This window comes from Pseudomonas sp. EMN2 (assembly GCF_009650555.1).
Classification (GTDB): domain Bacteria; phylum Pseudomonadota; class Gammaproteobacteria; order Pseudomonadales; family Pseudomonadaceae; genus Aquipseudomonas; species Aquipseudomonas sichuanensis.
The window spans coordinates 22,682-44,888 of the sequence record NZ_VZZR01000007.1 but is presented as its reverse complement, the minus strand read 5'-3'; the positions used below and the strand labels follow the sequence as shown (position 1 = coordinate 44,888).

Sequence of the window (22,207 nt, the reverse complement as noted above, 5' to 3'; positions counted from 1 at the left end):
CCCAAGCGGAGTACCACAGATGGCGTTCTTCACCGCAGCCAGCAAAGCCGACTTCCAGCATCAACTGCAAGCGGCCCTGGCGCAGCACATCAGCGAACAGTCCCTGCCACAAGTGGCACTGTTCGCCGACCAGTTCTTCGGCATCATCTCTCTGGACGAACTCACTCAGCGGCGGCTGTCCGACCTCGCCGGCTGCACGCTTTCCGCCTGGCGCATCATCGAGCGCTTCGACCCCGAACACCCGCAGGTGCGGGTCTACAACCCCGATTACGAACGCCACGGCTGGCAATCCACCCACACCGTGGTCGAGGTGCTGCATCACGACCTGCCGTTCCTGGTCGACTCGGTGCGTACCGAACTCAACCGCCGCGGCTACAGCATCCACACCCTGCAGACCACCGTGCTCAGCGTACGCCGTGGCAGCAAGGGCGAACTGGTCGAGCTGCTGCCCAAGGGCACCCAGGGCGAGGGCGTCAGCCACGAATCGCTGATGTACCTGGAGATCGATCGCTGCTCCAACAGCGCCGAGCTCACTACCTTGACCAAGGAGCTGGAGCAGGTGCTGGCCGAAGTGCGCGGCGTGGTCGCCGACTTCGAGCCGATGAAGGCCAAGATCCACGAACTGCTGGCACTGGTCGAGCAGAACGCCTTCGGCCCGGCGCAAAACGACAAGGCCGAGGTGAAGAGCTTCCTGTCGTGGCTGCTGGACAACCATTTCACCTTCCTCGGCTATGAAGAGTTCACCGTCCAGGCCGATGCCGACGGTGGCCACCTGGTCTACGACGACGCCTCCTTCCTCGGTCTGACCCGCCTGCTGCGCGCCGGCCTGGGTGCCGATGACCTGCGCATCGAGGACTACGCCGTCGCCTACCTGCGCGAGCCGCGCCTGCTGTCGTTCGCCAAGGCCTCGCAACCGAGCCGCGTGCACCGCCCGGCCTACCCGGACTACGTGTCGATCCGCCAGATCGACGCGGACGGCAATGTGCTCAAGGAATGCCGCTTCATGGGCCTGTACACCTCGTCGGTGTACGGCGAGAGCGTGCATACCATCCCTTACATTCGCGGCAAGGTGGCCGAAGTCGAGCGCCGCTCGCACTTCGATCCCAAGGCCCACCTGGGCAAGGAACTGGCGCAGGTACTCGAAGTGCTGCCGCGCGACGACCTGTTCCAGACCCCGGTCGACGAGCTGTTCAGCACCGCCATGTCGATCGTGCAGATCCAGGAACGCAACAAGATCCGCGTGTTCCTGCGCAAGGACCCGTACGGCCGCTTCTGCTACTGCCTGGCCTACGTGCCCCGCGAGATCTACTCCACCGAAGTGCGGCAGAAGATCCAGCAGGTGCTGATGGAGCGCCTGAAGGCCACCGACTGCGAATTCTGGACCTTCTTCTCCGAATCGGTGCTGGCCCGCGTGCAGCTGATCCTGCGCGTCGACCCGAAGAACCGCATCGATATCGACCTGCAGCAGCTGGAAAACGAAGTGATCCAGGCTTGCCGCTCGTGGCATGACGATTATTCGGCGCTGGTGGTGGAAAACTTCGGCGAAGCCCAGGGCACCAACATCCTCGACGACTTCCCGAAAGGCTTCCCGGCCGGCTACCGCGAGCGCTTCGCCGCCCATTCGGCGGTGGTCGACATGCAGCACGTGTTGAACCTGTCGGAACACAAACCGCTGGCCATGAGCTTCTACCAGCCGCTCACGCAGCTCGGTGAACGCACGCTGCACTGCAAGCTGTACCACGCCGATACGCCGCTGGCGCTGTCGGACGTGCTGCCGATCCTGGAAAACCTCGGCCTGCGCGTGCTCGGCGAGTTCCCTTACCGCCTGCGCCATGCCAGTGGCCGTGAGTTCTGGATCCACGACTTTGCCTTCACCTACAGCGAAGGCCTGAACCTGGATATCCAGCAGCTCAACGACACCTTCCAGGATGCCTTCGTCCATATCGTCAAGGGCGACGCCGAGAACGACGCCTTCAACCGCCTGGTGCTGACCGCCGGCCTGCCGTGGCGCGACGTGGCGCTGCTGCGCGCCTATGCCCGCTACCTGAAGCAGATCCGCCTGGGCTTCGACCTGGGTTACATCGCCAGCACCCTGAACAACCACACCGACATCGCCCGCGAGCTGACCCGGTTGTTCAAGACCCGTTTCTACCTGGCGCGCAAGCTCACCCAGGAAGACCTCGACGACAAGCAGCAGCGCCTGGAACAGGCGATCCTCACCGCCCTGGACGAGGTGCAGGTGCTCAACGAGGACCGCATCCTGCGGCGCTACCTGGACCTGATCAAGGCCACCCTGCGCACCAACTTCTACCAGCCGGACGCCAACGGCCAGAACAAGTCGTACTTCAGCTTCAAGTTCAACCCCAAGCTGATCCCCGAGCTGCCCAAGCCGGTACCGAAATTCGAGATCTTCGTTTATTCGCCGCGGGTCGAGGGCGTGCATCTGCGCTTCGGCAACGTTGCCCGTGGCGGCCTGCGCTGGTCGGATCGCGAAGAAGACTTCCGCACCGAAGTGCTGGGCCTGGTCAAGGCGCAGCAGGTGAAGAACTCGGTGATCGTGCCGGTGGGCGCCAAGGGCGGCTTCCTGCCGCGCCGCCTGCCGCTGGGCGGCAGCCGTGACGAGATCGCCGCCGAGGGCGTGGCGTGCTACCGCATCTTCATCTCCGGCCTGCTCGACATCACCGACAACCTCAAGGACGGTGGCGTGGTGCCGCCAGCGAATGTGGTGCGTCACGATGACGACGACCCGTACCTGGTCGTCGCTGCGGACAAAGGCACCGCGACCTTCTCCGACATCGCCAACGGCATCGCCATCGACTACGGCTTCTGGCTGGGCGATGCGTTCGCCTCGGGCGGCTCGGCCGGCTACGACCACAAGAAGATGGGCATCACCGCCCGTGGCGCGTGGGTGGGCGTGCAGCGCCACTTCCGCGAGCGCGGCATCAACGTGCAGGAAGACCCGATCACCGTGGTGGGGGTCGGCGACATGGCCGGTGACGTGTTCGGCAACGGCCTGCTGATGTCGGAAAAACTGCAGCTGGTGGCCGCGTTCAACCACCTGCACATCTTCATCGACCCGAATCCGGACCCGGCCACCAGCTTCGTCGAGCGCAAGCGCCTGTTCGACCTGCCGCGCTCGGCCTGGAGCGACTACGACACCAGCATCATGTCCGAAGGCGGCGGGATCTTCCCGCGCAGTGCCAAGAGCATCGCCATCAGCCCGCAGATGAAGGAACGCTTCGCCATCGAAGCCGACCGCCTGACCCCGACCGAGCTGTTGCACGCCCTGCTGCAGGCGCCTGTCGACCTGCTGTGGAACGGCGGTATCGGCACCTACGTCAAGGCCAGCAGCGAAAGCCACGCCGATGTCGGCGACAAGGCCAACGATGCCCTGCGCGTCAACGGCAACGAACTGCGCTGCAAGGTAGTGGGCGAGGGCGGCAACCTGGGCATGACCCAGCTCGGCCGTGTCGAGTTCGGCCTCAATGGCGGCGCCACCAACACCGACTTCATCGACAACGCCGGTGGCGTGGACTGCTCCGACCACGAGGTCAACATCAAGATCCTGCTCAACGAAGTGGTGCAGGCCGGCGACATGACCGAGAAGCAGCGTAACCAGCTGCTGGGCAGCATGACCGACGAAGTGGCCGGGCTGGTGCTGGGCAACAACTACAAGCAGACGCAAGCGCTGTCGCTGGCCGCGCGCCGCGCCCGCGAGCGGATTGCCGAGTACAAGCGCCTGATGGCCGACCTCGAGGCCCGTGGCAAGCTGGACCGCGCCATCGAGTTCCTGCCCAGTGAAGAGCAGCTGGCCGAGCGCCTGGCCGCAGGCCAGGGCCTGACCCGCGCCGAGCTGTCGGTGCTGATCTCGTACAGCAAGATCGACCTCAAGGAGCAACTGCTCAAGTCGCTGGTGCCGGACGACGACTACCTCACCCGCGACATGGAGACCGCCTTCCCGCCGTCGCTGGTGACCAAGTACGCCGACTCCATGCGCGGCCACCGCCTGAAGCGCGAGATCGTCAGCACCCAGATCGCCAACGACCTGGTCAACAACATGGGCATCACCTTCGTGCAGCGCCTGAAGGAGTCCACCGGCATGAGCCCGGCCAACGTGGCCGGCGCCTACGTGATCGTGCGCGACATCTTCCACCTGCCGCACTGGTTCCGTCAGATCGAGGCCCTGGACTACCAGGTGCCGGCCGAGATCCAGCTGACCCTGATGGACGAGCTGATGCGCCTGGGCCGCCGCGCCACCCGCTGGTTCCTGCGCAGCCGGCGCAACGAGCAGGACGCTGGCCGTGACGTCGCCCACTTCGGGCCGAAGATCGCCCAGCTTGGGCTCAAGCTCGACGAACTGCTCGAAGGCCCGACCCGCGAGCGCTGGATGGTCCGTTACCAGGGCTTCGTAGAAGCCGGTGTGCCGGAACTGCTGGCGCGCATGGTGGCCGGTACCACGCACCTGTACACCCTGCTGCCGATCATCGAGGCGTCGGACGTGACCGGGCATGATCCTGCGCAGGTGGCCAAGGCGTTCTTCGCCGTTGGCAGCTCGCTGGACCTGACCTGGTACCTGCAGGAAATCAGCAACCTGCCGGTGGAAAACAACTGGCAGGCGCTGGCCCGCGAAGCATTCCGCGACGACATCGACCTGCAGCAGCGGGCGATCACCATCTCGGTCTTGCAGATGGCCGATGCGCCGGAAGATATGGACGCCCGCGTGGCCCTGTGGTGCGAGCAGCACCGGGTGATGGTGGAGCGCTGGCGCGCCATGCTCGACGACCTGCGCAACGCCACCGGTACCGACTATGCGATGTACGCGGTGGCCAACCGCGAGCTGGTCGACCTGGCGATGAGCGGGCAGGCGGCGGTGATTCCGTCCTGATCCAAGCGTTGCAATGAAAAAAGCCCCGGCAGTGATGCCGGGGCTTTTTCATTTCATTGGGGGAGGCGTGGGAGCGGGCTTGCCCCGCGATAGCGTCCGGTCAGGCCATGGTCAATCGCGGGGCAAGCCCGCTCCCACGCTGTCCGTACCGAACCTGTTCCCACAGGTCTGCAGCGGCTTACTTGAAGCGCCGCTCCACGCCTTTCTCCACCAGGATCTTCGCCGAAATCTCTTCCACCGAAAAATGCGTGGAGTTGATGTTGGGAATGTTCTCCCGGCGGAACAGGCTTTCCACCTCGCGCACCTCGAACTCACATTGGGCGAAGCTCGAATAGCGGCTGTTGGGCTTGCGTTCGTGGCGGATGGCGGTCAGGCGGTCGGGGTCGATGGTCAGGCCGAACAGCTTGTTGTGGTGCTTCTTCAGCACCGCTGGCAGCTGCAGGCGCTCCATGTCGTCTTCGGTCAACGGGTAGTTGGCGGCGCGAATACCGAACTGCATGGCCATGTACAGGCAGGTCGGGGTCTTGCCGCAGCGCGACACGCCGACCAGGATCAGGTCGGCCTTGTCGTAGTAATGGGTGCGCGCGCCGTCGTCGTTGTCGAGGGCGAAGTTGACCGCCTCGATACGCTCCATGTAGTTGGAATTGCCGCCGATCGAGTGGGATTTGCCCACGGAATACGACGAGTGGGCAGTCAATTCCTGCTCGAGCGGGGATAAAAACGTCGAAAAGATGTCGATCATGAAGCCATTGGACGTAGCCATGACTTCGCGGATGTCCTGGTTGACGATGGTGTCGAAGATGATCGGGCGAACCCCGTCGCGCTCGGCCGCCGCGTTGATTTGCTGGACCATGGCCCGGGCCTTGTCCAGCGTATCGATGTAGGGGCGGGTGAATTTATTGAACGGAATGCTCTCGAATTGTGCGAGCAGGCTCTGCCCCAACGTTTCTGCAGTGATGCCGGTACCGTCGGAGATGAAAAACGCGGTTCGTTTCATTTGCACCTGGGGGCCTTAAGCTGCCGAAGATTTCTGGATATGATAGGTTCGGTTTGCCGAACGCGGTTGCTCGGCATTCTCACTTATTTTCCAGGTCCAGGCCACAAGCGTCCCGGCCCAGTCGCAGAGCAGACAGGCGGGCGCCCTTGAGCTTTTCCAATACAGTTAGTGGAGAGATCACCTTGGTAGAGTACGTAGTTTCCCTCGATAAGCTCGGCGTCCATGATGTGGAGCATGTGGGGGGCAAGAACGCATCCCTGGGCGAGATGATCAGCAATCTTGCCGGTGCCGGCGTTTCGGTGCCGGGCGGCTTTGCCACTACGGCTCAGGCGTACCGCGACTTTCTCGAACAGAGTGGCCTGAACGACCGTATCCACGCCGCGCTCGACGCGCTGGACGTCGATGACATCAATGCCCTGACCAAGACCGGCGCACAGATCCGCCAGTGGGTCATGGAAGCCGAATTCCCGGCACGCCTGGATTCGGAAATCCGTACGGCCTTCGCCGCAATGGCCGCCGGCAACGACAACATGGCGGTCGCCGTGCGTTCCTCGGCCACCGCCGAAGACCTGCCGGACGCCTCGTTCGCCGGCCAGCAGGAAACCTTCCTCAACATCCGTGGCGTCGACAACGTGATCCGCGCGGCCAAGGAAGTCTTCGCTTCGCTGTTCAACGACCGTGCCATCGCCTACCGCGTGCACCAGGGCTTCGACCACAAGCTGGTTGCCCTGTCCGCCGGCGTGCAGCGCATGGTCCGCTCCGAAACCGGCACCGCCGGCGTGATGTTCACCCTCGACACCGAGTCGGGCTTCCGTGACGTGGTGTTCATCACCGGCGCCTACGGCCTGGGTGAAACCGTCGTGCAGGGCGCGGTCAACCCGGACGAATTCTACGTACACAAGAACACCTTGCAGGCCGGTCGCCCGGCGATCCTGCGCCGCAACCTGGGCAGCAAGGCGATCAAGATGGTCTACGGCGACGAAGCCAAGGCCGGCCGTTCGGTCAAGACCGTCGAGGTCGACCGCGCCGAACGCGCACGCTTCTGCCTGAGCGACGCCGAAGTGGCCGAGCTGGCCAAGCAGGCGATGATCATCGAGCAGCACTACCAGCGCCCGATGGACATCGAGTGGGCCAAGGACGGTGACGACGGCAAGCTGTACATCGTTCAGGCCCGCCCTGAGACGGTGAAGAGCCGTGCCAGCGCCAACGTCATGGAGCGCTACCTGCTCAAGGAAAAAGGCACCGTGCTGGTCGAAGGCCGTGCCATCGGCCAGCGCATCGGCGCCGGCAAGGTACGCGTGATCAAGGACGTGTCGGAAATGGACAAGGTCCAGCCCGGCGACGTGCTGGTCTCGGACATGACCGACCCGGATTGGGAGCCGGTGATGAAGCGCGCCAGCGCCATCGTCACCAACCGCGGCGGGCGCACCTGCCACGCGGCGATCATCGCCCGTGAACTGGGTATCCCGGCTGTGGTCGGTTGCGGCAACGCCACCCAGGTGCTCAAGGACGGCCAGGGCGTGACCGTGTCCTGCGCCGAAGGCGACACCGGCTTCATCTTCGAAGGCGAACTGGGCTTCGACGTCAAGCAGAACTCGGTGGACGCCATGCCGGAACTGCCGTTCAAGATCATGATGAACGTCGGCAACCCGGACCGCGCGTTCGACTTCGCCCAACTGCCCAACGAAGGTGTGGGCCTGGCGCGCCTGGAGTTCATCATCAACCGCATGATCGGCGTGCACCCCAAGGCGCTGCTGAACTACGCGGGCCTGCCGCCGGAGCTCAAAGAGAGCGTCGACAAGCGCATCGCCGGCTACAGCGACCCGGTCGGCTTCTATGTCGAGAAGCTGGTCGAGGGCATCAGCACCCTGGCTGCGGCCTTCTACCCGAAAAAGGTCATCGTGCGCCTGTCGGACTTCAAGTCCAACGAATACGCCAACCTGATCGGCGGCAAGCTGTACGAGCCGGAAGAAGAAAACCCGATGCTGGGCTTCCGCGGCGCCTCGCGCTACATCAGCGAGTCGTTCCGTGACTGCTTCGAGCTCGAATGCCGCGCCCTCAAGCGCGTGCGCAACGAGATGGGCCTGACCAACGTCGAGATCATGGTGCCGTTCGTGCGCACCCTGGGCGAAGCCAGCCAGGTCGTCGACCTGCTCGCCGAGAACGGCCTGGCCCGTGGCGACAACGGCCTGCGCGTGATCATGATGTGCGAGCTGCCGTCCAACGCCATCCTGGCCGAGGAGTTCCTCGAGTACTTCGACGGCTTCTCCATCGGTTCCAACGACCTGACCCAGCTCACCCTGGGCCTGGACCGTGACTCGGGGATCATCGCCCACCTGTTCGACGAGCGTAACCCTGCGGTCAAGAAGCTGCTGGCCAACGCCATCGCCGCGTGCAACAAGGCCGGCAAGTACATCGGCATCTGCGGCCAGGGCCCATCGGACCACCCGGACCTGGCCAAGTGGCTGATGGAGCAGGGCATCGAGAGCGTGTCGCTGAACCCGGACTCGGTGCTCGAGACCTGGTTCTTCCTGGCCGAAGGCCAGGGCGCAGCCTGATGTACTGATCAGGGGCGTGTGCCGCGCCCCTGCATCGATTCGTGGGAGCGGGCTTGCCCCGCGATGGCGTCAGCGCCGACACTGGTGTCGCCTGGCCTGACGCCATCGCGGGGCAAGCCCGCTCCCACGTTTTCATCTACTAACAGTTTGTGAAGCCATGCAAAGCAGCAGCACCCAATTTCCCGTCGCGTTGCTCAGTGCCGAGCGCCGCGGCGACCTCAGCGAAGACGTCTACCGGATCAAGGCCGGCAACAGCCCCGATTCGAGCGTCGAGCTGGCCGTCACTCGCCTTGGCCTGGCCGACCAGGGTCGTGCCCAAGGCGTGCCGGTCATTCTCCTGCACGGCAGTTTTTCCAATCGGCGCTTCTGGTACTCGCCCAAGGGCATCGGCCTGGGTGCCTACCTCGCCCGCGCCGGTTTCGATGTATGGATCCCGGAGATGCGCGGCCATGGCCTGTCGCCACGCAACCGCGCCTGGCAGCACAACCGTGTGGCCGACTATGCGCGCTATGACCTGCCGGTGATTGGCGCTTTCGTCCAGGAGCAGGCCGGGCAGTCGCCGCACTGGCTGGGCCATTCCCTGGGCGGCACCACCCTGGCCGCTGCGCTGGGCGGTGGCTACCTGGCCAGCGCGCAGGTGGCCAGCGCGGCCTTCTTCGGCGCCCAGGTCAGCCGCGTGTACTGGCCGCTCAAGGTGCCGCCGGTGGCGTGGGGCGCGAAGCTGCTGCTCAAGCGTTTTGACCAGATCAGCGGTTCGCGGCTCAAGCGCGGCCCGGAAGACGAGCCGATTGGCCTGGCGCTTGAAAGCCTGCGCTGGAATTGCCTGTTCGGCAGGTTCGGCGACAAGGACCGCGACTGGTGGGCGGGGCTGGCCGAGGTCGATGTGCCGGTGTTGGCCGTGGCCGGGGCAGGGGATTTCCAGGACCCGGTGTGGGCTTGCCGCAAGCTGTTCGAGCAGTTGGGCGGTGACAGCAAGCAGTTCCTGCGTTTGGGGAAGGAGCAAGGCTTCGATGCCTTCGGGCACGTCGACATGCTGGTCAGCAAGGCGGCGCAGGCCCAGGTGTGGCCGTTGGTGGAGCGCTGGTTGCGTGACCCCTTGCTGCCGGTGCATGAATCGACGGTGGTGGCGGAGCCTGTGCCTGTCAGCTGATGCCAGGGTTGGCCCCTTCGCGGGTAAACCCGCTCCCACAGGATTTCACACCTCTCCTGTGGGAGCGGGTTTACCCGCGAAAAGGCCGGACCAGGCAAAAATAAATTGACTGCTCGGTCCCGGATGACTGCCATGCCTTGCAAGGTGTAGCCTTGGTCCCACCTTCGCTTTCGTTGTGACTGACAGGAGTTTCCCATGCAGCATTACGTAACGCCCGACCTCTGCGACGCCTACCCAGACCTCGTCCAGGTGCTCGAACCCATGTTCAGCAACTTCGGTGGCCGCGACTCGTTCGGCGGCCAGATCGTCACCATCAAATGCTTCGAAGACAACTCGCTGGTCAAGGAGCAGGTCGAACTCGACGGCAAAGGCAAGGTGCTGGTGGTCGATGGCGGTGGTTCGCTGCGCCGTGCGCTGCTGGGCGACATGCTCGCCGAAAAGGCGGCGAAGAGCGGCTGGGAAGGCCTGGTGATCTACGGCTGCGTGCGCGACGTCGACGTGCTGGTGCAGACCGATGTGGGTGTGCAGGCCCTGGCCAGCCACCCGATGAAGACCGACAAGCGCGGTATTGGCGACCTCAACGTCGCGGTGACCTTTGCCGGGGTGACCTTCCGCCCGGGCGAATATGTGTACGCCGACAACAATGGCGTGATCGTCTCGCCAAGCCCGCTGAAGATGCCCGAGTGACGCGCGGCGCGCGCTGATGGAGCTTTGATGTTCGAGGAAGACAACGCGCAGTGGGGGCTGGTGCATGCCCTGGTGCTCGATGGCAAAGGCGGCGCGCGTTCGATTGCCCGTACCGAGCTGGACGATCTGCAGCTGCAGCCGCTGGAGAGCCTGTGGCTGCACTGGGACCGTAGCCATCCGCAGACCCGCACCTGGTTGCTGCACGACAGTGGCCTGAGCGAGTTCGCCTGCGACCTGCTGCTGGAAGAGAACACCCGACCGCGCCTGCTGCAGCTGGCCAACGAGCAGATGCTGCTGTTCCTGCGTGGGGTCAACCTCAACCCGGGTGCAGAGCCCGAGGACATGGTTTCGGTGCGCATTTTTGCTGAGGCGCAGCGGGTCATCTCGCTGCGCCTGCGGCCGCTGCGCGCCAGCGACGAGGTGCTGCAGCAACTGGACGAGGGCAGGGGGCCGAAGTCGGCGTCCGAGCTGTTGCTGCTGATGGGCGAGTTGCTCACCGAGAAGGTCCAGGCGCTGGTCAGCGACCTGTCCGAGGCGGTCGATCTCGAAGAAGAGAAGGTGGAGGCCGACGAACGGTATGCGCCTGAGCAAGGCAGCCTGCAGCAGATTCGTCGACGTGCCGCCGGCCTGCGCCGATTCCTTGCCCCGCAGCGGGATATCTACGCCCAGTTGTCGCGCAACAAGTGCAGCTGGTTCGCCGATCCCGACAGCGACTACTGGAACGAGCTCAACAACAGCCTGATCCGTTATCTAGAAGAGCTGGAACTGGCCCGCGAGCGCGCAGCCCTGGTGCTGGAAAGCGAGGATCGGCGTCGCAGCGAGCGGATGAACCGGACCATGTACCGCTTCGGCATCATTACCTGCATCTTCCTGCCCATGAGCTTCATCACCGGCTTGCTGGGCATCAATGTCGGCGGCATTCCGGGCTCGAACAGCCCTTATGGTTTCCTGTTCGCCAGCTTGATCGTGCTCGGCCTGGCGGTGGGGCAGTGGCTGTTGTTCCGCAAGCTGCGGTGGGTCTAGATGGCGTGCGGCCTGTTCTGTTCTCATCCTGAAACATTCGTCCCACATCCCTGTGTGACCCATCGCTCGCAGCTCTCGTCTTTGACTGACACTGCGCGAGGTGCCCATGCACGATCCGTTTGAAGAATCCCTGCGTGACCTGCTCAAGGCGTCACCCTCCGGCCAGGAGCGCGACGACGCCGCCTGCCTGGGTCGCGTGCTCAAGACCGCCAACCGCCAGGTCGGCGCGGGCGATCTGTTCAGCCTGCTGGGCCGTTGGAGCCAGGCACTGATGATCGCTGTCAACAATGGCTCGGCGCATGTCGCGCCAGTGCGTCGCAATGCCACCCGCAACCCTGCCTCCGGCAGAAACGTAGATAAGGCCGATTGAATATGGAACTCGATCTCTGGACCCAGAGTCTGGTCACTGCCATGACTGCCCTTTGGACCAAGGTGGCGAACTTCATCCCCAACCTGTTCGGGGCGCTGGTGGTGGTGCTGCTTGGTTTCGTCGTGGCGAAGCTGCTCGACACCCTGCTGTCCAAGCTGCTGGCAAAATTTGGCCTGGATCGCCTGATGAGCGGTACCGGGCTGACCAAGATCCTTGCTCGGGCGGGGATTCAGGTGCCGATTTCGACGCTGGTCGGCAAGATCGTCTACTGGTTCGTGCTGTTGATCTTCCTGGTCTCTGCCGCGGAATCCCTGGGTCTTGAGCGGGTCTCGGCTACGCTGGACATGCTCGCCCTGTACCTGCCGAAGGTATTCGGTGCGGCGCTGGTGCTGCTGGCCGGTGTGCTGCTGGCACAGCTGGTCAACGGTCTGGTGCGCGGCGCTGCCGAAGGTATCGGCCTGGAGTACGCCGCCGGTGTCGGGCGGATTGCCCAGGGCCTGGTGATCATCATCAGCATCTCGGTCGCGATCAGCCAGTTGGAGGTCAAGACCGACCTGCTGAACCATGTGATCGTCATCGGATTGATTACCGTTGGTCTGGCAATTGCATTGGCAATGGGCCTCGGCAGCCGTGAAATCGCCGGGCAGATTCTTGCCGGAATCTACGTGCGCGAACTCTATCAGGTCGGCCAGCAGGTGCGGATTGGCGAGGTCGAAGGGCATATCGAAGAGATTGGCACGGTCAAGACGACGCTGCTCACCGATGATGGCGAACTGGTGTCGCTGTCCAATCGCGAGCTGCTCGAGCAGCGCGTAAATAGCCGCTAACCGCACAAAAGCTGTTAATGTATGCCGCCGCGAAAATCGGCCCTAGGGGCTGAGCGGCGACATTGACCCGACTGTCGGCCAGATCCGCATTGAATAAAGTTCATTTGCCGCCCATGCGCTATGACCCCCGGGAGCTCACCGACGAGGAGTTGGTGGCGCGTTCGCATGAGGAGCTGTTTCACGTTACCCGCGCCTATGAGGAGCTCATGAGGCGCTATCAGCGCACGCTGTTCAATGTGTGTGCGCGGTATCTGGGGAACGACCGGGATGCTGACGATGTCTGTCAGGAGGTGATGCTCAAAGTGCTGTACGGGCTGAAGAACTTCGAGGGTAAATCCAAGTTCAAGACCTGGCTCTACAGCATCACCTACAACGAATGCATTACCCAGTACCGCAAGGAGCGTCGCAAGCGCAGGTTGATGGATGCCCTGAGTCTGGACCCTGTCGAAGAGGCGTCCGAGGACAAGGCTCCGAAACCGGAAGAGAAAGGCGGGCTGGATAAATGGCTGGTGCATGTGAACCCGATCGACCGGGAAATCCTGGTGCTGCGATTTGTCGCGGAGCTGGAATTCCAGGAGATCGCCGACATCATGCACATGGGCCTGAGCGCCACGAAAATGCGTTACAAGCGCGCGCTCGACAAGCTTAGAGAGAAATTTGCTGGGCTCACTGAAACTTAGTGGCGATCAAATATCTCTAACCACCCGGCGAGTTCTGCTAGACTTGCCGTCGAGTTGTCCCCCGGATGTTGGTGGGACTGCTTAACTATCACCAGATGGGGATTTAACGGATGAAATTGAAAAACACCTTGGGCTTGGCCATTGGTTCGCTTGTAGCCGCCACTTCGTTTGGCGCTCTGGCACAAGGTCAAGGCGCCGTTGAGGTTGAAGGCTTCTACAAGAAAGAATTCTTCGACAGCCAGCGCGACTTCAAGAACGACGGCAACCTGTTCGGCGGTTCGGTCGGTTACTTCCTGACCGACGACGTTGAACTGCGTCTGGGCTACGACGAAGTACACAACGCCCGTGGCGAAGACGGCAAGAACATCAAGGGCTCGAACACCGCCCTGGACGCTCTGTACCACTTCAACAACCCGTACGACGCCATCCGTCCATACGTTTCGGCCGGTTTCTCCCACCAGTCGCTCGGCCAGACCGGCCGTGGTGGTCGTAACCAGTCCACCTTCGCCAACGTTGGCGCTGGCGCCAAGTGGTACATCACTGACATGTTCTACGCCCGTGCCGGCGTTGAAGCTCAGTACAACATCGACCAGGGCGACACCGAGTGGGCCCCGAGCGTTGGTATCGGCCTGAACTTCGGCGGTAGCCCGAAGCACGCCGAAGCCGCTCCAGCTCCAGTTGCTGAAGTCTGCTCCGACAGCGACAACGACGGCGTTTGCGACAACGTCGACAAGTGCCCTGACACCCCAGCCAACGTTACCGTTGACGCTGATGGCTGCCCGGCTGTTGCCGAAGTCGTTCGCGTTGAGCTGGACGTCAAGTTCGACTTCGACAAGTCGGTCGTCAAGCCAAACAGCTACGGCGACATCAAGAACCTGGCTGACTTCATGAAGCAGTACCCACAGACCACCACCACCGTGGAAGGTCACACTGACTCCGTCGGCCCAGACGCTTACAACCAGAAGCTGTCCGAGCGTCGTGCTGGCGCTGTCAAGCAGGTCCTGACCCAGCAGTACGGCATCGAATCCAGCCGTGTTGACTCGGTTGGCTACGGTGAGACCCGTCCGGTCGCCGACAACGCCACCGAAGCTGGCCGCGCCGTTAACCGTCGCGTAGAAGCTCAGGTAGAAGCCCAGGCCAAGTAATTGGTTTGAAGCTTCACGAAAAACCCGGCCTCGGCCGGGTTTTTCTTTGCCTGGGATTTTTGGGGCGTGTCAGCCCGCCAAAGCACGAAAGCGCTCGATACCCGCCTGTACCGCCCCCACCACCTCACCGATCACCAGAATTGCCGGGCTGCGCAAGCCAAAGGCCAATGCGTCCTCTTCCAGCGCCGCCAGGTGGCTGCGGCACTCGCGCTGCTGCGCCAATGACGCATTCTCGATCATCGCCACTGGCGTGCCGGGCGCCATCCCGCCTTCCAGCAAACCGCGGCGAATCTGCTCCAGCCGCGCTACGCCCATGTACAGCACCAGCGTCGTGCCGCCCTGGGCCAGCGCTTGCCAGTTCAATTCGCTGTCGTCCTGGGTGTGCGCGGTCAACAGCGTCACGCCACGGCTGACGCCGCGCAGCGTCAGCGGAATGTCGCACTGGGTGGCCCCGGCCAGCCCGGCGGTGATGCCGTTGACCACCTCCACCTCGATGCCGTGGCCGCGCAGCCACAGCGCCTCTTCGCCGGCGCGGCCGAAGATGCATGGGTCGCCGCCCTTGAGCCGCACCACGCAGCGCCCCTGGCGGGCGTGGCGCAGCATCAGGCGCTGGATGAAGGCCTGGGGCGTGGAGCGGCAACCGCCGCGCTTGCCCACGGCAATGACCCGTGCCTGCGGGCAGTGCGCCAATATGGCTGGGTTGACCAGATCGTCGATCATCACCACCTGGGCCTGGCCCAGCGCGCGCACAGCCTTGAGGGTGAGCAGTTCGGGGTCGCCAGGGCCGGCGCCAACCAACCAGACTTTCGCATTCATCGGGTGTTCCTCATCGACAGGTGCCATTCAACCCTTGAGCAGGGCGAACAGCAGGATCAGGTTGAACAGCAAGGACAGCAGCGCCAGGCTGCGCCAGACCTTCAATGGCTCACGCTCCAACAGCGGGCGCGGGCGGTCGGGCAGCACCTGGCGGTCGCCACGTTCGAGCAGCAGCAACCACTGCTCGGCGGTCTCGAAGCGTTGCGCAGGGTCGGCGGCCAGCCCCTGCTCCAGGTTGCGTTGCAACCAATCGGGCAGGTCGGGGCGGTAGCGGCCGGGGTTGATTGGCAGGGTGAAGCGCGGGCGCTGGAACGCCTCGATTTCGCCGTAGGGGTAGTGGCCCGTCAGCAGGTAATAGAGCGTCACGCCCACGGCGTAGAGGTCTTGGCGCGGGCTTGGCGGTTGGCCTTCGAACGCCTCCGGGGCAATGTAGGACGGGGTGCCGGGCAGGCTGTGCGGCTGGTCTTCGCATAGGCCCGGGCAGTACGCCAGGCCAAAGTCCAGCAGGCGCAGCTGACCGTCACTGCCCAGGTGCAGGTTCTCAGGCTTGATATCGCGGTGCAGCAGGTTGCGCCGGTGCAGCACACCGACGGCCTGCAGCAACTGGCGCGCCATCTCCAGCCACTGGGGCAGGGGCAGCGGGCCGTGTTGTGCGAGCACCGCGGCCAGTGTCGTGCCGGGGTATTCACGCATCAGGTAATACAGATGCTGGCGCTGGCCCGCCGGGTGCACCTCGGGGAAGTGGCGGCCGGCTACCCGGCGCAGGAACCATTCCTCCAGCAGCAGGGCCTGGGCGGCCCCCGCTTCCTGATCACGGGCTTGCGGCAGGGTCTTTAGCAGCCAGGCCTGGCCGAGTGCGTCGTGGACCCGGTACAGCAATGATTGCCGACTCTGTGTCAGCAGCCCATCGACCCGCCAGCCATCGATCATCTGCCCGTCACGCAACGGGCCGGGCAAGGGCCACTGCTGCAATTGCGCCAGGGTGTCGCCGAGGTTGGCGGCGCCCAGTGCGTCGACACTGACCAGCAGGGCGCTGGCATTGTCCTGGCTGCCGCTGTGGTGGGCGGTGGCCACCAGGGTGTCGACGGCGTCCTGCAGGTCGGGGTGTTCGCGCAGGATGGCCAGGATCCGCTGGTCGCCCAGGCTGGCCCAGACACCATCGCTGAGCAGCAGGAAGCGTTCACCGTGGTGCAACTCGCCGTCCAGGTAGTCGACCAGCAGGTGCTGGTCCAGCCCCAATGCGCGCTTGAGCACGTGCTGCATGCCGGGCTGGTCCCAGACATGGTCCTCGCTCAGGCAGTGTAACTGGCCGTCATACCAGCGGTACACGCGGCAGTCGCCGACGTGGGCGAGGGTGAAGCGTCGCCCGCGCAGGACCAGGGCGCTGAGGGTGGTCAGCAGCGGCTGGCCGTTGCCCTGGGCGCGCAGCCAGCGGTTCTGTGCCAGCAACAGCCGGTCCAGGGCCTGGGCTACGCCCCAGGTGGCGGGCGTGGCGTAGTAGTCCAGGGCCAGGGCCTGCAGGCTGGCGCGTGCCGCCAGGCCGCCATCGGCGCACTGGCTGACGCCGTCGGCGAGGGCGAACAGATAGCCTTTGCTGGCGGCCAGTTCCGGCGCCGGCGTGACCAGGCGCAGAGCGTCCTGGTTCTCGGCGCGGGGCCCGGTGGCAGAGGCCTGGGCGAAGCTCAGTCGCAGGCTCATGGCGGCAGCTCAGACCCGCGCCGCAGTGACGGCCGCCGAGCCCCAGGTGGTGCGCCAGCGCTGCTTGACGCCGTGCAGGCCGAACCAGGCGAGCAGGCCCAGGCTGGCGAACAGCCACAGGCCCATCTGGTAGTCGCCGGTGTGTTGCTTGACGGTGCCCAGGCCAGCGGCCAGCAGGAAACCACCGATACCGCCGGCCATGCCGATCAGCCCGGTCATCACCCCGATCTCCTGGCGAAAGCGCTGCGGCACCAGCTGGAACACCGCGCCATTGCCGGCGCCCAGCCCGAGCATGGCGCTGACGAACAGGGCTAGTGCCGCTGCGGCACTGGGCAGGTTGAAGCCGACTGCGGCAATGCACACCGCCGCCACGCTGTACATGCCCAGCAGGGTGCGGATGCCGCCGAAGCGGTCGGCCAGTGCTCCGCCCAGCGGGCGCATCAGGCTGCCGGCGAACACGCAGGCCGCGGTGTAGTAGCCGGCGGTCACCGGGCTCAGGCCGTACTGGTCGTTGAAGTAGCCGGGCAGGGTGCTGGCCAGGCCGATGAAGCCGCCGAATGTAACGCTGTAGAAGAACATGAACCACCAGCTGTCGCGGTCACCCAGCGCTTTGAGGTAATCGGCCATGGCCTTGGGTTTTGGCCGTTCGGGTGCGTTGCGGGCCAGCAGGGCGAACAGCGCCAGGGTCAGCAACAGCGGCAGCAGGGCGAAGCCGAACACGTTGTTCCAGCCGTAGGCCGCTGCCAGCACCGGCGCCAGCAGCGCGGCGAACACGGTGCCGGAGTTGCCGGCACCGGCGATGCCCATGGCCTTGCCCTGATGCTGGGGTGGGTACCACTGCGATGCCAGGGGCAGCGAAACGGCGAACGAGGCGCCGGCAACGCCGAGGAACACGCCCAGCAACAGCACCTGCTCGAAGCTGTGCACGCCCAGGTGCCAGGCGCAGGCCAGGGCGACGATCACCACCACCTGGCCGATCAGGCCGGCGGTCTTGGGCGACAGGCGATCGACCAGCAGGCCCATGGCGAAGCGCAGCAGCGCTCCGGCAAGGATTGGCGTGGCGACCATCAGGCCACGTTGCTGGGCGCTCAGTTGCAGGTCGGTGGCGATCTGCACCGCCATGGGGCCGAGCAGGTACCAGACCATGAAGCTCAGGTCGAAATACAGGAAGGCAGCGAACAGGGTGGGCACATGCCCGGATTTCCAGAAGCTCGTATTCATCGAACACCTCGTTCGGCGTGCAACACAGGGGCGGAAACGAAAAAGACGCCGCTGCCCGGTCCACTGGCGTGGAGGGGGAGCGACGTCTTTGTCGGGGTATGGGGGCAACCGCCGTTGGCTACCTGAGTCGTTTACTGAGCAAGAGGCGGGCCAATGTTGCCTGCCGGCTTTTGTGGGGGGCGTGGGAGCGGCGGTGCGCCGATGCGACTTGCCCCGCGATGGCGCCAGCCCTGGAAACACGGGATGGCGCATCGCACGCCATCGCGGGGCAAGCCCGCTCCCACGCCTGTTAGCTCCCACGCCTGTCAGGGCAAGCCCGCTGCCACGCCTGTTAGCTCATACGCCTGTCAGGGCAAGCCTGCTCTCAGGCCTTTCAGGGCGGGCCCTCAGCCCAGCATCTCCGACATGGCGATGATCTGTTCGGCCACCTGGATCAGCTTCTGCTGCCGGCTCATGGCCTGGCGCCGCATCAGGGTGTAGGCCTGCTCTTCGTTGCAGTCTTTCATCTTCATCAGCAAGCCCTTGGCCTGCTCGATGCGCTTGCGCTCGGCCAACTGCAGGTCGCGGGCCAGCAACTGGGCCTTGAGCGCCTGGTCGCTTTCGAAGCGGGCCATGGCCACGTCGAGGATCGGCTGCAGGCGCGCGGCATGGATGCCTTCGACGATGTAGGCGCTGACCCCGGCCTGGATCGCCTGGCGCATCACCCCCGGGTCGTGTTCGTCAGTGAACAGCACGATGGGGCGGGGCCGGTCGCGGCTGACCAGCACCACTTGCTCCATCACATCGCGGCCCGGTGACTCGGTATCGATCAGCACCACGTCGGGGTGCACCGTTTCGACGCAGGCCGGCAGGTCGATGGTCAGGCCTGGGGCTTCGATCACCTCGAAGCCGGCCTCGACCAAGGCGGCCTTGAGGCGGCCGACTTTCTTTTCGGTATCGTCGATCAGCAGGATGCGCAGCATGGTCGGCTCCTCACAGGCCGACGCGGGCGTCGCGCGCCGCGTCCAGAGCGTGCAGGTTGAAGCTGCGCGCGTAGCCGTACGGGTCGCTGCCGTCCCAGCGGCCACCGTCGATCAGCTGGCTGCTGCGCATCGGCAGGTCGGCGCAGGGTACGCCCAGTGCGTCGGCGGCCTCGCGGTACAGCGCCAGTTGCTGGACCTGACGCGCCACGGCGAGGTAGTCCGGGTCGTCGCGCAGGATGCCCCAGCGGCGGAACTGGGTCATGAACCACATGCCGTCGGACAGGTAGGGCAGGTTCGCCCGCCCCTGGTCGAACAGGCGCAGGGCATGGCGGTCTTGCCAGCGGTTGCCCAGGCCGTCCTGGTAGTCGCCCAGCAGGCGTGGCTCGATGCTGCTGGCCGGGGTATCCAGGTAGGCGCTGCCACTGAGCAACTGGGCGGCGCCACGACGGTTTTCGGTGCTGCTTTCGATGAAGCGGCTGGCGGCAAGGATCGCCTTGATCAGGGCGCGTGCGCTGTTGGGGTATTGCTCGGCGAAACTGCGCGCGCAGGCCAGGACCTTTTCCGGGTGGTCCGGCCAGATCGACTGGCTGGTGGCGAGGGTGAAACCCTGGCCCTGGGCGATGGCTTCGGCCGCCCACGGCTCGCCGACACAAAAGCCATCGATGCGCCCGGCCTGCAGGTGGGCGACCATCTGTGCCGGCGGCACAACCACGCTGTCGACGTCGTGCAAGGGGTGGATGCCCTGGCTGGCCAGCCAGTAATACAGCCACATGGCGTGGGTGCCGGTGGGGAAGGTCTGGGCGAAGGTCAGGCGCGCACCGCCCTGGTGCGCCAGCCGCGCCAGTGCCTCGGGGTTGGTCACGCCCTTGCGCTGCAAGGCGGCGGACAGGTTGATGGCCTGGGCGTTCTGGTTCAGGCCCATGAGCACCGCCATGTCACTGGCCGGCCCGCCGCCCACGCCCAGTTGCACGGCGTAGACCAGGCCGTACAGGCAGTGCGCGGCGTCCAGTTCGCCGCTGACCAGCCTGTCGCGCAGCCCGGCCCAGGAGGCCTGGCGCTGCAGGTTGAGGGTAAGGCCCTGTTGCTGGGCGAAGCCCTGGGTGGCAGCGACCACCACCGAGGCGCAGTCACTCAGGGCCATGAAACCGATGTTCAGGCTGGGCTTTTCCGGTGCGTCGCTGCCGTTGACCCAGGCCAGTGGCGATGTCGGGGGAGCTGTATTCACGTGGATCCTCGGGCGTTCTGCGGGGCTGCATGGGGTTGTCGAAGCAACCCATGTGCCATGGCCCTGTCGCCCCGGCGATGCGCTGGCTATAATCGCACCCCTCACACACCGCGAGTCCGCCCGCCCATGTATACCCTGGCCCGCCAGCTGCTGTTCAAGCTCTCCCCGGAAACCTCCCACGACCTGTCGCTGGACCTGATCGGTGCCGGTGGCCGCCTTGGCCTCAACGGCCTGCTGTGCAAGCAGCCGGCGGCATTGCCGGTGAGCGTCATGGGCTTGAACTTCGCCAACCCGGTGGGCCTGGCCGCTGGCCTGGACAAGAATGGCGCGGCCATCGACGGCTTCGCCCAGCTGGGCTTCGGTTTCGTCGAGATCGGCACCATCACCCCGCGCCCGCAGCCGGGCAACCCCAAGCCACGCCTGTTCCGTCTGCCGGAAGCCACCGCGATCATCAACCGCATGGGCTTCAACAACATGGGCGTCGACCACCTGTTGGCGCGGGTGCGGGCCGCACGCTACACCGGCGTGCTGGGCATCAATATCGGCAAGAACTTCGACACCCCGGTCGAGCGGGCCCAGGACGATTACCTGATCTGCCTGGAGAAGGTCTACAACGACGCCAGCTACATCACCGTCAACGTCAGCTCACCAAACACTCCCGGCCTGCGTTCGCTGCAGTTCGGTGATTCGCTCAAGCAGTTGCTCGATGCCCTGGCCGAGCGCCGTGAGCAGTTGGCGGTGACCAACGGCAAGCGCGTGCCGCTGGCGATCAAGATTGCCCCGGACATGAGCGATGAAGAAACCGCTCTGGTGGCTGCTGCGCTGATGGAGTCGGGGATGGACGCGGTGATCGCTACCAACACCACCCTGGGCCGTGAGGGTGTCGAAGGGCTGCCGTTCGGTGGCGAGGCGGGCGGCCTGTCGGGCGCGCCGGTGCTGGAGAAGAGCACCCACACTGTGAAAGTGCTGGCGGGTGAGCTGGGTGGCAGGCTGCCGATCATCGCGGCTGGCGGCATCACCGAAGGCCGTCACGCGGCAGAGAAGATCGCCGCCGGTGCAAGCCTGGTGCAGATCTACTCGGGCTTCATCTACAAGGGCCCGGCGCTGATCCGCGAGGCGGTGGATGCTATCGCGGCCATGCCTCGGCAATAAGCGGCCATAAAAAAGGGGCCCCGCATGGGGCCCCCTGGGCCGTAGCCCGCCGCCCGGATGGGGCGCGCATGGTAACTCGAATTCAGTGTCCTCGATCAGCCAACGGCGTGATTTTCGTTGAGTCTATGGATGCCAGCGGTGCCGGTCATGCCGTCCCAGTTATCGCCGCGACCTTCGCGCCAGCCGTTGATCCAGGCTTGGCGTACGGAAGGTAGAGTAAATGGGCAAAGTTCGCGGGATTTGCCGGTGACCCCATACTGGTAGCCACGTGAAAATGCTCTTTCCAACGGATCACGCTTAAGTCTTCTCATAGGGTGTTGCCCTCACTTGTTGACTGTAATGTCCCGTCGGCCTCTACGAGGCCGGGCAGAATCGTTCTGCCGGTGTGCGCCCGCTGCCGGCGTGGCGGGCTGAAGGTGTCGCCCCGTTGCGAGGCGACCTGAGATCAGTTCTAACGAATGCGAGTCACAGTGTGAATGATCGTTTTGTCATAAGGACGTAACCTTTCCAAGGGTGAAAGGATAAGTAAATAAATGCGACTCAACCTTGTTTGCCGTTGGGCCCGCTATGATCAGGGTTTAGTCAGCTTTGACGTCAATTGGCCAGCGTGACTGGTCGATGACTTGTAATAATTGGTAATGCGACGAAGGGTCACATCTGGGCCCAGAGTGCGCGAATTTTCATACTGCTCGACGATCAAAGCCTCTTTCGCCCCCCGGCCAGAGCAGGTTGCGTCGGGCGGCCAGGCCTGGCGAGACCGCTCGCGGGCCGCCCGGGCGCCTGCTGAAAGGGCGTGCGGGAAAACCTCGGC

Annotated in this window: 17 protein-coding genes; 10 read left to right on the top strand and 7 right to left on the bottom strand. The window is 64.6% G+C overall.

The features are described 5' to 3' along the window. The first annotated feature begins 19 nt into the window (after positions 1-19). Entirely contained in the window at positions 20-4,885 is a 4,866-nt protein-coding gene (locus F6X61_RS01700) for an NAD-glutamate dehydrogenase (protein WP_153785103.1), read from the top strand. Between the two features lie 178 nt (positions 4,886-5,063). Here the strand turns inward: F6X61_RS01700 and F6X61_RS01695 are convergent, their stop codons facing one another. Continuing rightward, positions 5,064-5,882 (bottom strand): pyruvate, water dikinase regulatory protein, encoded by an 819-nt coding sequence (locus F6X61_RS01695; protein ID WP_110991838.1) that lies wholly within the window; start codon positions 5,880-5,882, stop codon positions 5,064-5,066. Between the two features lie 182 nt (positions 5,883-6,064). Here F6X61_RS01695 and ppsA point away from each other — a divergent pair, with 182 nt between their 5' ends. From ppsA to F6X61_RS01655, 8 genes are all read left to right on the top strand, one after another. Then, positions 6,065-8,440 (top strand): phosphoenolpyruvate synthase, encoded by a 2,376-nt coding sequence (gene ppsA, locus F6X61_RS01690; RefSeq protein ID WP_153785102.1) that lies wholly within the window; start codon positions 6,065-6,067, stop codon positions 8,438-8,440. A 157-nt stretch (positions 8,441-8,597) separates the two neighbouring features. After that, on the top strand, positions 8,598-9,590 hold the full coding sequence (locus tag F6X61_RS01685) for an alpha/beta fold hydrolase (protein ID WP_153785101.1): 993 nt from the start codon (positions 8,598-8,600) through the stop codon (positions 9,588-9,590). A 195-nt stretch (positions 9,591-9,785) separates the two neighbouring features. Beyond that, the gene (gene rraA / locus F6X61_RS01680) at positions 9,786-10,277 is read left to right on the top strand and encodes a ribonuclease E activity regulator RraA (RefSeq protein ID WP_125464957.1); all 492 of its coding nucleotides are present in this window, start codon (positions 9,786-9,788) and stop codon (positions 10,275-10,277) included. A gap of 27 nt (positions 10,278-10,304) precedes the next feature. Beyond that, positions 10,305-11,300 carry a zinc transporter ZntB gene (locus F6X61_RS01675; RefSeq protein ID WP_153785100.1) on the top strand — a complete coding sequence of 332 codons (996 nt, stop codon included), beginning with the start codon at positions 10,305-10,307 and terminating at the stop codon, positions 11,298-11,300. Positions 11,301-11,406: 106 nt separating this feature from the next. After that, positions 11,407-11,670, top strand: coding sequence for a CrfX protein (locus F6X61_RS01670; protein WP_153785099.1), 264 nt, complete (start codon positions 11,407-11,409; stop codon positions 11,668-11,670). Between the two features lie 2 nt (positions 11,671-11,672). Further along, the gene (locus F6X61_RS01665; protein ID WP_153785098.1) at positions 11,673-12,497 is read left to right on the top strand and encodes a mechanosensitive ion channel domain-containing protein; all 825 of its coding nucleotides are present in this window, start codon (positions 11,673-11,675) and stop codon (positions 12,495-12,497) included. Positions 12,498-12,610: 113 nt separating this feature from the next. After that, positions 12,611-13,177: an RNA polymerase sigma factor SigX gene (gene sigX, locus F6X61_RS01660; RefSeq protein WP_110991831.1), complete on the top strand. Its 567-nt coding sequence runs from the start codon at positions 12,611-12,613 to the stop codon at positions 13,175-13,177. 110 nt (positions 13,178-13,287) lie between these two features. Continuing rightward, entirely contained in the window at positions 13,288-14,322 is a 1,035-nt protein-coding gene (locus F6X61_RS01655; protein ID WP_110991830.1) for an OmpA family protein, read from the top strand. Positions 14,323-14,391: 69 nt separating this feature from the next. On the opposite strand, the gene cobA is transcribed toward F6X61_RS01655, so the two are convergent. From cobA to F6X61_RS01630, 5 genes are all read right to left on the bottom strand, one after another. Continuing rightward, the gene (gene cobA / locus F6X61_RS01650) at positions 14,392-15,138 is read right to left on the bottom strand and encodes a uroporphyrinogen-III C-methyltransferase (RefSeq protein ID WP_153785097.1); all 747 of its coding nucleotides are present in this window, start codon (positions 15,136-15,138) and stop codon (positions 14,392-14,394) included. Between the two features lie 27 nt (positions 15,139-15,165). Beyond that, complete coding sequence (locus F6X61_RS01645) at positions 15,166-16,836, bottom strand: bifunctional protein-serine/threonine kinase/phosphatase (RefSeq protein ID WP_153785096.1); 1,671 nt, start codon at positions 16,834-16,836, stop codon at positions 15,166-15,168. A 9-nt stretch (positions 16,837-16,845) separates the two neighbouring features. Then, positions 16,846-18,057, bottom strand: a complete 1,212-nt coding sequence (locus tag F6X61_RS01640; protein ID WP_153785095.1) for a NarK/NasA family nitrate transporter — start codon at positions 18,055-18,057, stop codon at positions 16,846-16,848. A 386-nt stretch (positions 18,058-18,443) separates the two neighbouring features. Then, positions 18,444-19,019: an ANTAR domain-containing response regulator gene (locus tag F6X61_RS01635; RefSeq protein ID WP_125464952.1), complete on the bottom strand. Its 576-nt coding sequence runs from the start codon at positions 19,017-19,019 to the stop codon at positions 18,444-18,446. A gap of 10 nt (positions 19,020-19,029) precedes the next feature. Beyond that, complete coding sequence (locus F6X61_RS01630; RefSeq protein WP_153785094.1) at positions 19,030-20,244, bottom strand: CmpA/NrtA family ABC transporter substrate-binding protein; 1,215 nt, start codon at positions 20,242-20,244, stop codon at positions 19,030-19,032. Positions 20,245-20,370: 126 nt separating this feature from the next. On the opposite strand from F6X61_RS01630, the gene F6X61_RS01625 reads away from it, so the two are divergent. Then, positions 20,371-21,396, top strand: a complete 1,026-nt coding sequence (locus F6X61_RS01625) for a quinone-dependent dihydroorotate dehydrogenase (protein WP_153785093.1) — start codon at positions 20,371-20,373, stop codon at positions 21,394-21,396. A 95-nt stretch (positions 21,397-21,491) separates the two neighbouring features. Here F6X61_RS01625 and rmf read toward each other — a convergent pair whose 3' ends face one another. Beyond that, positions 21,492-21,707, bottom strand: a complete 216-nt coding sequence (rmf, locus tag F6X61_RS01620) for a ribosome modulation factor (protein WP_023533691.1) — start codon at positions 21,705-21,707, stop codon at positions 21,492-21,494. Positions 21,708-22,207: the final 500 nt, after the last annotated feature.

Excerpts from the sequence above, each read along its gene's own strand:
- F6X61_RS01675 (WP_153785100.1), top strand. The coding sequence starts at position 10,305 with ATGTTCGAGGAAGACAACGCGCAGTGGGGGCTGGTGCATGCCCTGGTG.
- F6X61_RS01700 (WP_153785103.1), top strand. The coding sequence starts at position 20 with ATGGCGTTCTTCACCGCAGCCAGCAAAGCCGACTTCCAGCATCAACTG.
- F6X61_RS01685 (WP_153785101.1), top strand. The coding sequence starts at position 8,598 with ATGCAAAGCAGCAGCACCCAATTTCCCGTCGCGTTGCTCAGTGCCGAG.
- sigX (WP_110991831.1), top strand. The coding sequence starts at position 12,611 with ATGCGCTATGACCCCCGGGAGCTCACCGACGAGGAGTTGGTGGCGCGT.
- rmf (WP_023533691.1), bottom strand. The coding sequence starts at position 21,707 with ATGAGAAGACTTAAGCGTGATCCGTTGGAAAGAGCATTTTCACGTGGC.
- F6X61_RS01655 (WP_110991830.1), top strand. The coding sequence starts at position 13,288 with ATGAAATTGAAAAACACCTTGGGCTTGGCCATTGGTTCGCTTGTAGCC.
- F6X61_RS01625 (WP_153785093.1), top strand. The coding sequence starts at position 20,371 with ATGTATACCCTGGCCCGCCAGCTGCTGTTCAAGCTCTCCCCGGAAACC.
- F6X61_RS01640 (WP_153785095.1), bottom strand. The coding sequence starts at position 18,057 with ATGAATACGAGCTTCTGGAAATCCGGGCATGTGCCCACCCTGTTCGCT.
- F6X61_RS01635 (WP_125464952.1), bottom strand. The coding sequence starts at position 19,019 with ATGCTGCGCATCCTGCTGATCGACGATACCGAAAAGAAAGTCGGCCGC.
- cobA (WP_153785097.1), bottom strand. The coding sequence starts at position 15,138 with ATGAATGCGAAAGTCTGGTTGGTTGGCGCCGGCCCTGGCGACCCCGAA.
- F6X61_RS01645 (WP_153785096.1), bottom strand. The coding sequence starts at position 16,836 with ATGAGCCTGCGACTGAGCTTCGCCCAGGCCTCTGCCACCGGGCCCCGC.
- F6X61_RS01665 (WP_153785098.1), top strand. The coding sequence starts at position 11,673 with ATGGAACTCGATCTCTGGACCCAGAGTCTGGTCACTGCCATGACTGCC.
- F6X61_RS01670 (WP_153785099.1), top strand. The coding sequence starts at position 11,407 with ATGCACGATCCGTTTGAAGAATCCCTGCGTGACCTGCTCAAGGCGTCA.
- F6X61_RS01695 (WP_110991838.1), bottom strand. The coding sequence starts at position 5,882 with ATGAAACGAACCGCGTTTTTCATCTCCGACGGTACCGGCATCACTGCA.
- rraA (WP_125464957.1), top strand. The coding sequence starts at position 9,786 with ATGCAGCATTACGTAACGCCCGACCTCTGCGACGCCTACCCAGACCTC.